Source organism: Paenibacillus sp. FSL F4-0122 (genome assembly GCF_038002845.1).
Classification (GTDB): domain Bacteria; phylum Bacillota; class Bacilli; order Paenibacillales; family Paenibacillaceae; genus Paenibacillus_AQ; species Paenibacillus_AQ odorifer.
Window position 1 is genome coordinate 4,623,915 of the sequence record NZ_JBBODI010000001.1, and the last position, 12,393, is coordinate 4,636,307.

11 protein-coding genes and 1 riboswitch are annotated in these 12,393 nt (G+C 43.3%); of the genes, 6 read left to right on the top strand and 5 right to left on the bottom strand.

From position 1 onward, the window contains the following. Positions 1-2: 2 nt before the first annotated feature. Positions 3-1,100 (top strand): GerAB/ArcD/ProY family transporter, encoded by a 1,098-nt coding sequence (locus MHH49_RS20015; protein ID WP_036676094.1) that lies wholly within the window; start codon positions 3-5, stop codon positions 1,098-1,100. A 6-nt stretch (positions 1,101-1,106) separates the two neighbouring features. Here the strand turns inward: MHH49_RS20015 and MHH49_RS20020 are convergent, their stop codons facing one another. The 3 genes from MHH49_RS20020 to MHH49_RS20030 all read right to left on the bottom strand — a co-directional run bounded on the left by MHH49_RS20020 (position 1,107) and on the right by MHH49_RS20030 (position 4,187). Next, the gene (locus tag MHH49_RS20020; RefSeq protein ID WP_036676096.1) at positions 1,107-1,337 is read right to left on the bottom strand and encodes a hypothetical protein; all 231 of its coding nucleotides are present in this window, start codon (positions 1,335-1,337) and stop codon (positions 1,107-1,109) included. Positions 1,338-1,480: 143 nt separating this feature from the next. After that, positions 1,481-2,440, bottom strand: coding sequence for an ABC transporter substrate-binding protein (locus MHH49_RS20025; RefSeq protein ID WP_051490916.1), 960 nt, complete (start codon positions 2,438-2,440; stop codon positions 1,481-1,483). A gap of 160 nt (positions 2,441-2,600) precedes the next feature. Beyond that, complete coding sequence (locus tag MHH49_RS20030) at positions 2,601-4,187, bottom strand: AraC family transcriptional regulator (protein WP_051490902.1); 1,587 nt, start codon at positions 4,185-4,187, stop codon at positions 2,601-2,603. Between the two features lie 149 nt (positions 4,188-4,336). On the opposite strand from MHH49_RS20030, the gene MHH49_RS20035 reads away from it, so the two are divergent. The 4 genes from MHH49_RS20035 (at position 4,337) to MHH49_RS20050 (ending at position 8,014) form a co-directional block, all read left to right on the top strand. Beyond that, positions 4,337-4,696, top strand: coding sequence for a (2Fe-2S) ferredoxin domain-containing protein (locus MHH49_RS20035; RefSeq protein ID WP_036676102.1), 360 nt, complete (start codon positions 4,337-4,339; stop codon positions 4,694-4,696). 243 nt (positions 4,697-4,939) lie between these two features. Then, positions 4,940-6,094 carry an AI-2E family transporter gene (locus tag MHH49_RS20040; RefSeq protein ID WP_341138451.1) on the top strand — a complete coding sequence of 385 codons (1,155 nt, stop codon included), beginning with the start codon at positions 4,940-4,942 and terminating at the stop codon, positions 6,092-6,094. A gap of 19 nt (positions 6,095-6,113) precedes the next feature. Further along, on the top strand, positions 6,114-7,586 hold the full coding sequence (locus tag MHH49_RS20045) for a carboxylesterase/lipase family protein (protein WP_076101511.1): 1,473 nt from the start codon (positions 6,114-6,116) through the stop codon (positions 7,584-7,586). Positions 7,587-7,609: 23 nt separating this feature from the next. After that, positions 7,610-8,014: a VOC family protein gene (locus MHH49_RS20050; RefSeq protein ID WP_038572459.1), complete on the top strand. Its 405-nt coding sequence runs from the start codon at positions 7,610-7,612 to the stop codon at positions 8,012-8,014. A 48-nt stretch (positions 8,015-8,062) separates the two neighbouring features. On the opposite strand, the gene MHH49_RS20055 is transcribed toward MHH49_RS20050, so the two are convergent. Together MHH49_RS20055 and MHH49_RS20060 are read right to left on the bottom strand one after the other, a co-directional pair. Further along, positions 8,063-9,565 (bottom strand): N-acetylmuramoyl-L-alanine amidase family protein, encoded by a 1,503-nt coding sequence (locus MHH49_RS20055; protein WP_076101550.1) that lies wholly within the window; start codon positions 9,563-9,565, stop codon positions 8,063-8,065. Positions 9,566-9,772: 207 nt separating this feature from the next. After that, positions 9,773-10,945 (bottom strand): PstS family phosphate ABC transporter substrate-binding protein, encoded by a 1,173-nt coding sequence (locus tag MHH49_RS20060; protein WP_076101509.1) that lies wholly within the window; start codon positions 10,943-10,945, stop codon positions 9,773-9,775. Between the two features lie 209 nt (positions 10,946-11,154). After that, positions 11,155-11,303: riboswitch (FMN riboswitch) on the top strand. Positions 11,304-11,429: 126 nt separating this feature from the next. On the opposite strand from MHH49_RS20060, the gene MHH49_RS20065 reads away from it, so the two are divergent. Next, a complete protein-coding gene (locus MHH49_RS20065) occupies positions 11,430-12,386 on the top strand; it encodes a DMT family transporter (protein ID WP_076101508.1) in 957 nt (318 codons plus the stop codon). The last annotated feature ends 7 nt before the right edge of the window (positions 12,387-12,393 follow it).

The window sequence follows — 12,393 nt, forward strand, 5'->3', positions numbered from 1 at the left end:
TTATGAAAAAAGAAACCATCAGCGCGAGTCAATTATTTGCTTTGATTTTTTTGTTTGAATTGGGAACGGCCCTTGTGGTACCGATTGGACTTGAAAGTGGCCATGCTGTCTGGATTGCTATTCTGTTAGCTTTGCCCGGTGGACTTCTTTTGTATTTGATTTATGTTTATTTATACCGGCAATATCCGGGCATGATTATTAGCGGGTATACAAGAAAGATACTGGGCAATGTATTAGGCTGGCCGTTAAGCTTAACATACATTCCAATCCTTCTCTTCAATGGCTCTCGAAATCTGCATGAATCAGGTGAGTTGTTAATAGCTGCTTCTTACGACAGAACACCCGTGTTCATCATTTATGCAATGATGGTTGTTGCGGTAATTTACATCTTAAATAAGGGGATTGAGGTGTTTGCGCGGGCGGCTGAGATTTATATGCTGATTATAATATTATTGGGCTTGACCAGTTGCTTTTTGGTTATTGCCGCCGGACTAGTAAAACTAGATAACTTGTTTCCGTTACAGGCCTCGGATTGGAAGAATGCATTGAAATCAGCCTATCTAAATATATGGCTATTTCCGTTCGGGGAGATGGTATGTTTCACTACGATTTTACCTCATATCAAAAAAACCAAGGTAGCAAAAAGAACCGGAATCATCGCAATTACTTTATGCGGATTATTACTCAGTTTTACCCATGCCATCGAAATATCCGTTCTAGGAACAGAAATCTACAGTAGAGCCAATTTTCCGATGTTCACTACGATAACGTTAGTAAACCTGGCCAATTTCATTCAACGTTTGGACGCGCTTGTGCTCTTAACCTTAATCATTGGAGTCTTTTTTAAAATGTCAGTATATTGCTACGCTGCAATGGTAGTCACCGCGGATCTATTCAAGGTGCAAGACAGCAGAAAGCTCGCCGTTCCCGTTGGTATTGTTGTTTTGTTCGGGGCTTTTATTAGTTCAGCGAATTATCCGATACATATGGACGAAGGAAGGATATTTCTGAAATATATTTTGCCGTATTTCTGTGCCGCTGTACCTATTCTCTTGTGCATCGTTCATTACATCCGCAGAAAATTAGGGAGTTTAGGTTAGTATATTTTATTTGATGGATTTATTGCTTCTATTTCGGATAGAGGATGTAATTGTAATAACAAAAGGTAAGGAGATAAAAACGAGCATAGTTATTGATTCCTGTATGCTTGTAGCTGCAAAGGAGTCATAGATCGTCCGCATTGAAGCGGTGAGGTTTTCTCCTGATAAAAGGTCGATGATTACTGCCATCAGCAACCCCATAAAAGCAAGCATGAAATATAGTAATAGTAATTTCATATTGATCAACTCCATTTGCTAGATTAACCTTAGGCTAAATGTATTATTACCTCTTGAGTGTGTTTGTAGTCAAAAGAAAATAACAAATCCCCTATTGCTCCAACGTTGTTGGAAGCAGTAGGGGATTCTAATTTAAGCGCATTTTATTGTGTAAGCCAAGCAGCCAGTTCTTCGGTCTGGGATAACACGGCAATTGGATCATAGTACCAGGACCGTTCTTCTTTCCATACATAGAGATGGCCTTTTTTTACAGCGGGTAGGCTACTCCAGATTGGATCAGCTTTGTAATCAGCTTCTGTACGGTTATTGGAAGTTAAGATAATATAATCTCCTGCGTATTTAGCGAGTGCCTCTGTAGAGATTTCCGCCCATTGCTTCTCCATAATTTCTGCGGCCACAGCTGTAGGGGGCTTACGACCCAGCGCCTGATAGACAGGCTGTCCGCCTCGGCCAAAGTTATCGCCATAGGCCCAAATGGATTTTCCGCCGTCTTCCATGATGGAAAATGTTGCATCTGCAGGGATTACTTTGTCTACTTTGGCTTTAGCTTCAGCTATCCGTTTGTCGTAATCTGCAAGCCAGCTTTTGGCTGCCTCTTCCTTACCAAGGAGTTCTCCGAAATAGGTTAATTCGGCATGAGCATCTTTCAGATCACCATATGGCACAACGATGGTTGGAGCAATTTTGCTTAGTGCTTCATAGCTTTCAGCTTGTCCAGAAATAATCAAATCAGGATTAAGTGCGATGATTTTTTCAGGTGACATTTTGCCGTAAGTTCCAGTGTCTGCAACTCCAGTAAGTGCCTCCTTAAAATACATATTCTCCAGTGTTAATCCGGGAGCACCAACAGGAATGGTATCTAGCGCAATCAGACTGCCCAGATATTCCTCAGCGACAATCCTTTTAGGTTGAACAGGGATTTCAATATCACCATTTATAGTAGTGACCTTTTTAAGAGCAGCTGTTTCCGTAGTTTCTGTTGGTTGACTAGTTTCGGTAGGTACTGCAGTTGCCGATGATGTGTTGCTGGTGTTACTGCCTGTATTCCCCACAGAATTATTGGAATTCCCGCAAGCTGATATGACTAGAATTAATGCCAGCATGAAGGGAAAAAGAAGCCAATGGGTTTGTTTGGAGCTATTTTTTCCTGGATTATGCAATTTGTTGTTCCCCCTATGTATATTGATTATCATTCTCAATAAGAACTTTACAAGCTTCACCGGGTATTTACTATGGACGGATATGATCTCAGCTTATGCAAATTTATGATGTCATTACCCGTAGCAATTCTTGAAGCTGTGCCTGTGAGGACAGTGGGTCAAATCCGTAGAACATATCAGCCTGGTTCAGAATATATACCCGTCCGTTTCGGACTGCATCTAATTGCTTCCAAGCTTTAGAATGTAGTAGGCGAGTAAAACGTTGTCTTCCCTCAGATGATGAAGGGATGCTAGTGATAATAATATGGTCAGCAGGAAACGATACGATATCCTCAATAGATGCCTCTAAGTACCCGGAATCTGTGATCCCTTTTTCAATAATTACGGAGGGGGGCTTGAAGCCAAGATCACCGTATAGAATTTGGCAACCTCTGCCGAAGCTGCTACTGAAACAGTAGGCGGATCGGGAGCTAACCTCCCACACGATAGCCGTACCTCTCTCCATTCCTATAGCATGGTTTAATAACCCGTTGGCGGTAAGACAAAGTCTGTCATAATGACTTAGCCACTGTTCAGCACGCTGTCGTCGATTCACAACCTCGGCAATCAGAGCAAATTGCTCTCGCCAACTCATTTGCATAAAGGGCAGCTCGATAACCGGAGCAACAGGAGTCAGAATCTTATTGTCGGGTAGACTGTAGCCGATAATGACATCTGGTTTTACCGCAGCTACTGAGTCATAGAGTAATGAAAATTTACCTTCGCTCATTTGAAGCTGTTTGGAAGCGGGAACTTGTTCCAAGCTATGTTGCCATTCGGAATAAACCCCGAGTTGAGGCATGATTTCCAGTACTCGCAGGCTAGCGGTGTGATTATAGTTCAGGGCAACGACCCGTTTATTCTTATTCTGGTAGGCTGTAGGTGAAACGCCAACAAGCTGCTTGAATTTTCGGCTTAAATAAGTTCCCTCTTCGTAACCAACCTCATGTGCCAATGTTGTCAGATTGGGAGAACTGGTGAGGATTCGTTGCTGGGCTTTACGGATTCTTAGTAGTGTAATATAAGCACTGAAGGATAGACCTATTGATTTGCGAAAGGTTCGCGAAAAGTGCTCGGGGCTCACTTCAGCTAAAGCAGCCATTTGATCCCGCGTGATATCTTCATTGTAATGAGCTTCTATATACTCAGTCACCCGTTCCATCCAACTGCTTGATCTTTCTTTATGGGATGTCAGTTCACCATGAAGCTCCACGATGAACTGGGTGAATAGCTGCTGGACCCTAAACGGCTTTTGTTTATCAGCGTCTATCCAGGCACTGTAAAGCTCACCTGCCAAGGCTATCAAACGAGTGGAGGCATGGTGGACAGGGGAGTTGTCATTTATAAAAATGTCCTCATTTTTACTCTGGGGTATACAGGAATACTCAATCCATATCCCCTTTAACTGTAATTCAGGTTCCATCTTCAATAAAGAAGAACTACTAAGGGCTATTAAGCTTCCGGCCATGACCTTGTGTATCTTACCGTCTATTTCAAGAAAACCTTTCCCATCCCAGATCATCATAAGGCTGGAATTAGTAGAAGAAATGTTTGAGGCTGAGTAGTTGGTTATTCCCGATAAGCTGATGACCCGAAGGGGCATATAAAAAGGATGGGATGGATAAGGCATCCCGTCGGATTGGATCTGCATGTAGTAATCCCCTTCTTTTCATTGATAATCATTCTCATTTATAGTATAACAGTCTTTCTTACTATTGACTATAATGATGCTTATGATAGTGTTTAAAATAATCCACGAACGGAATAGGGTTAGCTGATAAGAAGGGGTTGAAGTCATCCATGACGACCTGGAATTTACAAGGAACTGTAAGTCACTTATTAATATGTAACGGTAGCAGCTGCAAGAAACACAAAGGTGAAGAGGTAGCTGAAGCGATAGAAGACGAGATTGAGAAGCAGGGCGCACAAAGTCTTATACATACGACTGTGACCCGTTGTAATGGAAGATGTTCAGATGCTTGTGTGGTGATCGCTTATCCCGAAGGTGTGTGGTACAAAGAGATTACACCTAAGCTGGCGAAATCATTAGTGCGGAAACATTTGCAGGGGGAGAAGCTTGAAGATCACTTGTTATACACCTATGATGGACAATTGATTGCTTCAAATGAAAAGGGCGCTAAAGGGAAAAAGAAAAAATAGCAAGGCTTGTAAGTACCTTTTAGTTGCGGTTCTAACCCTGTACAGAGGAATATCTCGTGCAGGGTTATTTATTTATAAACAGGGGAGGATTATGATTGAATCGGATCATGACCAGACTCGTAATAGGACTGTGTGCTTAATTAAGGACATCAAATTTGACTTGCAGGGCTAACGTTGACTATGCTATTAAAAAGTGAATGAAATAACACAGTATATATGATGGTTTATAGGGGAGAGGGTACGATGGAGAGGCTGCAGGTGTGGCCAGAGAAGTTCAAAAAATTTTTTCTGAATAATAAATTTGTAGTAGTGCTGCTCATTATACTGCTGGTTGGAATTAATATTCTGGTATTCTCCAAAATACCGTTTATTTTTAAGCCGATATCAGTATTGCTGCACACCGTGGCCGCACCATTATTACTGGCAGGTATAGCTTATTATTTGCTGAATCCGTTGGTAGATCGGATGGAGAAAAGATCCCGAATAAAACGTGTATATGCAATAATCATCCTATATTTGTTGATTGCTGGTCTCATCACGCTGGTTTTGTTTATGGTCATTCCAATTATACGGACTCAGCTATCAGGTTTGATCGACAATTTTCCAAGGTATAGTGAATTAATTCAAGAACGGTTTATGGATCTGACCGGAACGGAGTTCTTTGGGCAAGTTCAAGATAGTATCGGAACGAACCTTAGTGAGATAACATCTAAGATTACGGCGTGGGGCAGTTCTTTTCTGAATAATGCCTTGACGGGTGTTGGCAGCTTTGTAGGAGCCCTTACAGAGATTGTCTTGGCGGTTGTAACGACGCCATTTATTTTGTTCTACTTGCTTCGCGATGGAAAAAAATTGCCGGATTATATTCTGAAGTTTGTACCTACTTCTCTGCAGCCGCAGACTCGTATGGTCATGTCGGAGATGAACAGTCAGGTATCCTCTTACATACGCGGGCAAATTATTGTCAGCTGCTGTATTGGTCTGCTGCTCTATATTGGCTATTTAATCATTGGTTTGGAATACTCTCTCGTTCTGGCTATTGCTGCTGCTTGTACAGCAGTTGTTCCTTATCTGGGCCCGGCAATCGCGATTACACCTGCCCTAATTGTGGCGATGGTCACTTCTCCATTTATGTTGTTGAAGATGATTATCGTGTGGACAGCTGTTCAGCTGATTGAAGGGAAATTTATCTCACCACAGATCATGGGCAAGACGTTGAAGATTCATCCGATAACCATTATTTTTGTAATTATATTCGCAGGTAAAATGTTTGGAATTCTGGGGATTATCCTTGCAGTTCCGGGTTATGCGGTACTTAAGGTGGTATTTACACATCTTTTTGAATGGTTCCGGTTTCGATCCGGCTTATATAAACAGATTGAAGAGAATAAGGAATAATGTGGAAGGGTGAAATGTAATGGGAGCACCAATAGCAGTAACCTCTTATGGTAAGCTTCAAGGAATACAGGAGGGGGACGTGAACATTTGGCGCGGGATCCCTTTTGCAGCTCCACCTGTTGGAGAACTTCGGTTTCGTGCACCACAGCCACCAGAAGCCTGGGATGGGGTTAGAGATGCTTCTGAATTTGGTCCAGTTAGTCATCAGCCAGCGGATACGAGAGGTACTCGGTTCGGTGGCAAGACGCCGCTTCATTCCGAGGATTGTCTGTATTTAAATATTTGGGCGCCAGCAGTTCATGATGAGCCCCTGCCTGTTATGTTCTGGATTCACGGGGGGACGTTTGTGACCGGGGCTGGAAGTCAGCCGCAGTTTGACGGCACAAGCTTCGCTGAACGCGGTAAAGTAATTTTAGTGACCATTAACTATCGGCTGGGTCCATTTGGATTCATGAATTTGTCTCCATTTGGCCATGGGCTTGCTTCTAATCAAGGTTTATTGGATCAAATCGCCGCACTGGAATGGGTAAAGCTGAATATTGCTGCTTTTGGTGGGGACCCGCAGCGGGTAACTGTATTCGGGGAGTCAGCAGGGAGTATGAGTATCGCAGCCCTTTTGGCCATGCCAGCAGCGAAGGGGTTGTTCGCTGGTGCGATTATGCAAAGCGGGGCTGCTCAGACGCTGCCTTCCGAGCAGGGGAAGTACATTGCAGCTGCACTACTAGCTGAATTAGGGATTGCTCCAGATGGAGATGCCAGTCTTCTGCAAACATTTTCTTCTGAACAAATTATCGATGCAGCCGCAAGAATGACTAAAAAGTTAACGGGTGGCTCAATTGGCATGTTATTTCAGCCTATCATTGATGGGGATACACTTCCTGTAGAACCTGCACAGGCTGTGGCAGAAGGATCGGCACAGGGTATTCCGCTATTGATCGGAACCAATCGTGATGAGGGCAACTTGTTCTTCAGAGAAGAATCGCCTGAGGCAGACTTTGACGATTCACTCAAGGCGCTGGAGCAGATGATGGGTACTGGGAGTCTGAAGGAGATTGCGAACCATTATTCATCCTCATGGGAGGGACAAGCCGAAATTCTAACGGATCTTTACTTCTGGGGAACCTCGGTGTCCCTGGCAGAGAACCAACTGAAATATGCACCTGTCTGGATGTACCGTTTTGACGGCACGATCCCAGGTCATCCATTGTTAAATAAAGCTGTGCATAGTGCAGAAATCGTCTATGCCTTTAATAATCTATCTCATCTAACCCATCTTAGGGCAGAAATTAATCCAACGATGCAGAAGTTGGCTGAAGTTATGCATGATGCTTGGATTGCTTTCGCTCATCAAGGAAATCCGGCTACAGCAGAGAGGTTATGGCCGAAATACAATCTGGAGGAACGGGCTACCTTGATCTTTGATGAAGATACGCATGTAGCTTATGATCCTGAGGCAGAGAAACGCAAAAGAATTGTCACTATGCTGGCTTAAGAAGATTGAGAGGCTGAATAAAGATGCAGGTAGAAGGCTTTAACCATGTGACCGTAAATGTCAGTAATTTAGCGAATTCCCTGAATTTCTACACAGGAGTTCTGGGCCTTCAGCTAGTTCATAGAGGTAAAACTGATGCTTATCTGGAATGGGGAAGTGCCTGGATATGTCTTCTTGAAAAGCCTGATTATATGGCGATTGCAGATAAAGTAGTTGGGGTAGACCATATCGCTTTTAGTATTGCAGAGGAACATTTTGAGGAAGCCGTCCAAGTATTGCAAACCCAGAATGTGCCCATAATTAGAGGGCCAATCAAACGGGGAATAGGCTGGACGGTCAATTTTCTAGATCCGGATGGTATACAGCTAGAGCTGCATACCTCGAATCTGCGGGAACGAATGAGTGTTTGGAACACAACTACCGAATAAAAGATGGGTGTCCTATCAGCCTGCATGGCTAATGGGACACCCATTTTTTTAACGACCTAAATATTCTTTGATTCCTAAAACTACTGCTTCGGCTATTTTATTCTGGATGTCCGGGGTAAAGAGTAATGCTTCATCCTTGGTATTGCTTAAGTAACCACATTCTAATAATATTGCAGGCATTTTGGTTTCTCTTGTTACATGATAGTTAGCTTGACGAACCCCTCGGTCCTGCAGTCCTGTAGCAACTGCGAGGTATTTGTGAACGGTTTGAGCGAATAATAAGCTATCATTACGTGTGTAATAGGTCTCTGTGCCACTAGGATTACTTTTACTGCCCGCCGGAATACTATTGGCATGAACAGAGATAAATAGATCGGCTTTTACATTGTTGGCGAGGTTAGATCTGTCCTGTAGAGTTGGGTATGTATCGCCACTGCGCGTGAGTATAACCTCGATATTTGGTTCTTTCTTTAGTAATTCTGCAATTTTCAGTGCTGTCGGCAAGGTGAAATCTTTCTCTTTAAGCTTGTTAACACTTGAACTCCCTGGATCTTTCCCTCCATGTCCTGCATCAATGACGATTATCTTCTTGTCTGTGTTGCCGGTAGAAGGTGGAGGAGTTATAACCGGTACTTCTGGTAAGGTGGTTTCAGGAAGCGTAACGCTAGTCCCATTAAGATCCACAATAATAAGTCCATCATTAGCATTTATCAGACTGTAGCTATTAGCGCTGTTTAGATCAATGACGATCCGAATGGTCGATGGGGAACTGCTGAACAATGAATAGCGAACGGCAGAGACATTAGGATAGTCGGTAACCGTTAACTGTCCGCTTTGGTTCTTTCCTACGGAAAGATTCTGATGGAAGTCGGTTCCAAAGCCAGTATTCGGTAAATCCACGACAATTCGGTCTTTGTCTGTCATAGTGAACACGGTAGGTTTTATACTGCCGTTCACTGCAATAACCAGCTGGTTATTGATGAAGCTAAGATTGGTGACTGCAGCCACTGAGCTATTCCCTTCAGTTGCTGTATTCCCGGTTGATCCGTTCTCCGAAGGTGCTGTTGGAGTGGGTTCTGGAACCGTAACTTCCGGATCGCTTCCCCCAACCTCAGGCACTGGAGAGGTTAAATATACGGTTTTGGTTACATTGTCCCAACCGACAGTAGTTCCTGTCTGTTCCCCAACAAATCTTAAAGGAACAAGGGTTGTGCTGCCACTGAGAAACGGAGGGTTGTCCAGTTTGACTTGTTTCCCTGAAGCTTCTGCCATCGTATTATCCACGATCAGTTTTAAAGTAGTTCCCTTTTGCTCAATGATCGCTGTCTTGGCCACATTATCCCATTTCACGGTATAACCAAGCTGTTCCGCAACAACGCGAAGAGGAACCATTACACTGCCATTTACAATTTGTACCTGTGCTTCTTTGGAAATCTTAAGATCGTTGCCGTCTAGGTTGATGTGTGTTTCCGTAGAGCCGGCATAACCAGTTCCTGGATGAACCAGCACCAACAAAAGCAGCAGTAACGCCAAAAAACCAAACTTTTTCATCTGCAATCCCTACCATCCCCGTTTATTGGTCTCTAGCAATTCTTACTTTTTCTTCCTTTGATGCCGTTTAAGGCTCGTATAAAGTATAAACGACAATAGTTTCCAAAAGTTGCGCTCTACAAGCGATAAAAAGGAAAATTTTCGGTATAAAAATAGAAAAAGAGCCTTCCCAAACATTTGGGATAGCTCTCATTCGCTAGAGATATGTTATTTTAACGATGTATAACCTGTTTTCTCTACCAATTTCTGACCCTGAGAAGATTGAATCCAATCCAGAAAGGGTTGAATATTAGGGTTGTCGCTTCCCGCGGTCACTGCATAAAATTCTGTTGCCAATGGGTACTGTCCACTACGAATACTTTCCTTGTCTGGTTGGATACCATCGATGGCCAGCAGGGCTATTTCCCCGTTCCGATTCATTTCTGAGGCGTAAAATAAGAAGCTGTAGCCCAGTGCATTTTTATAGTTTCGATAGCTGGAGGTTTGTTGAATGATACCGCTCATAATATCCGCTACGTCTTCTTGAGGCGGCTTCATGAGTGGAGTGTCCTTCATAAACTTTTGCAACATCGTCTGGCTTCCACTATCTTCAGGCCGTTGAAAAGCACGGATTCGGTTATTAGCTCCGCCTAAATCTTTCCAATTTGTGATCTTGCCTGCGTAAATATCTTTAAGTTGAGCGGTGGAAAGTCCGGTTACGTCGTTTCGTTTGTTTACAAAAAATACGAAGGCCTCGCGGCCGATCGGCGTAAGCTTCAGTTCGACACCTTTGCGCTTAGCTTCTTTTTGTTGTGCGATTGACGGAGCCGCTACAAATATAATATCGGTTTCTCCTTCAATTAATCTCTTGTAAGCTTCAGGTGTGCTGCTGCAAATTACTTGACTTGTTTGAAAATCATACGGATTATAATAACCCTCAGGATAAGTAGTTTGAACGAAAGCTGAATACAGTGGATAAAGTGCGGTTGCGCCGTCCAATCTTGGAAGATTGCTAGCGATATGATAGGAAGAAGGTTCATCCAGATTCACTGCTTTGGTCTTCTCAGCAAAGGGTTCATATTGTAGCAGATTAACCTCCCGATCATCGACCATGGCAATTCTGTTGACGTACGCTTGCTTGATCTCATATCCTGCGGTCGCGAGCAGACTAAGTCCGAGGATAGATAACAATACAATATTGCTTGTTTTTCGTGACAACACATTAAATATGATAAGTACAACATAGATGGCTAATACGATCGCTAAGATTGCCACAAGTGGGGTATAAAACAGCAGTCCTCCGTAAAGCGCAGTAATTATAGCACCTATGAATCCTAAAAAAGCTATTCCTCCAACGGCAAAGATGGAGAACAATAACTTCGTCCAGAATGCTTCTTTCATAACAACCTCCTCGACATGATTACTAAACTATGGAAAAATCAACATATTTTCATTATACAGAAGTTTTTTGGATGAAGCAGTAGAACAATTACGAACAAACATGTAATAAAATGCTGCGAAACATGAAAGTAATGTGTACATTTTCATAAAGTACTGGACGAATGGCAAGAAGAGGTTTATTCTGAGATTGTGAAAAAAACAACGGAATACAAGATTCTCGGGGTAGGGTGAAATTCCCGACCGGCGGTAATGTTCAAAGTGAACTGAGCCCGCGACTCACTTGTTCTGCTTGCAGAGAAGTGACTGATCTGGTGTAAATCCAGAGCCGACGGTAAAGTCCGGATGGGAGAGGATCATAAGATAAAGACGCTAGGAGTCTATCCTTGTACGTCTTTATTGATAATGCCCCCGAGTTTACCTTTTTGGTAATTCGGGGGTTTTTGGTCTCTTATCGAGGGTTTGTATCGACAAGGAGAATGAAATTATGAGTAATGTTACAGCTTCATCATCAACTAAGGTTGGCAGTACATCAGCGCTACGCAGTGGATTTTGGCTCGTTGTGATTGGTGCAGCATTATGGGGCGTTGATCCGCTCTTTCGTATCATCCTGTTAAAATCTTTGACCTCATCGCAAATTGTTCTTCTGGAGCATGTGGTGCTTTTCTTGGCTGCTTCACCTGTTCTTTGGCGTCACCGGGCGGAGCTTAAAGGAATTGGATTTCGCCAGATTGGTGCTTTATTGATTGTTTCATGGGGAGGTTCTGCCGGGGCGACGATCCTATTTACGATGGCACTTTCCAGTGGGGATTTGAATGCGGTGCTGTTACTGCAAAAGCTTCAGCCAATATTCGCGATCGGTCTAGCTGCTTTAATTCTTAAAGAACGTTTGCCTAAAAATTTCGGACCACTCATTGTGTTGGCGCTGGTAGGAACCTATCTGCTGACCTTTGGCTGGAGTATCCCTTTCGGACATGTGAATAACTTTATTGGGGTTAGCAGTCTGATGGCCTTGGGAGCAGCTGCACTGTGGGGGGGATCGACAGTCATGGGACGTTATCTGCTCGGTTCTATGAAATATGAGACAGTGACTTCGCTGCGGTTTATCCTTGCGCTTCCTTTACTGTTCGTTATCACTACGCTAGAAGGTGCACCGTGGCAGATTCATGGCGGGTTTGGTGCATCGGCAGCCATTGCGATTAATCTATTGCTGCAAGCTTTGCTGCCAGGACTTCTTAGTATGTTGTTGTATTACAAAGGGCTTAGCACGACCAAAGCTTCCTTCGCCACATTAGCTGAACTCAGCTTTCCTATGACGGGAGTAATCATCAACTGGATCGTGTTCCAACAGCTGGTCACTATCCCGCAGATTCTCGGATTTGCCTTGATCTGGGTCGCTTTATTCTTTTTATCTAATCAACAGTCCAAACCACAAACGCTCTGAGCAAATT

Coding starts and splice junctions, on each gene's coding strand:
- MHH49_RS20015 (WP_036676094.1), top strand. CDS start 3: ATGAAAAAAGAAACCATCAGCGCGAGTCAATTATTTGCTTTGATTTTT.
- MHH49_RS20020 (WP_036676096.1), bottom strand. CDS start 1,337: ATGAAATTACTATTACTATATTTCATGCTTGCTTTTATGGGGTTGCTG.
- MHH49_RS20025 (WP_051490916.1), bottom strand. CDS start 2,440: ATGCTGGCATTAATTCTAGTCATATCAGCTTGCGGGAATTCCAATAAT.
- MHH49_RS20030 (WP_051490902.1), bottom strand. CDS start 4,187: ATGCAGATCCAATCCGACGGGATGCCTTATCCATCCCATCCTTTTTAT.
- MHH49_RS20035 (WP_036676102.1), top strand. CDS start 4,337: ATGACGACCTGGAATTTACAAGGAACTGTAAGTCACTTATTAATATGT.
- MHH49_RS20040 (WP_341138451.1), top strand. CDS start 4,940: ATGGAGAGGCTGCAGGTGTGGCCAGAGAAGTTCAAAAAATTTTTTCTG.
- MHH49_RS20045 (WP_076101511.1), top strand. CDS start 6,114: ATGGGAGCACCAATAGCAGTAACCTCTTATGGTAAGCTTCAAGGAATA.
- MHH49_RS20050 (WP_038572459.1), top strand. CDS start 7,610: ATGCAGGTAGAAGGCTTTAACCATGTGACCGTAAATGTCAGTAATTTA.
- MHH49_RS20055 (WP_076101550.1), bottom strand. CDS start 9,565: ATGAAAAAGTTTGGTTTTTTGGCGTTACTGCTGCTTTTGTTGGTGCTG.
- MHH49_RS20060 (WP_076101509.1), bottom strand. CDS start 10,945: ATGAAAGAAGCATTCTGGACGAAGTTATTGTTCTCCATCTTTGCCGTT.
- MHH49_RS20065 (WP_076101508.1), top strand. CDS start 11,430: ATGAGTAATGTTACAGCTTCATCATCAACTAAGGTTGGCAGTACATCA.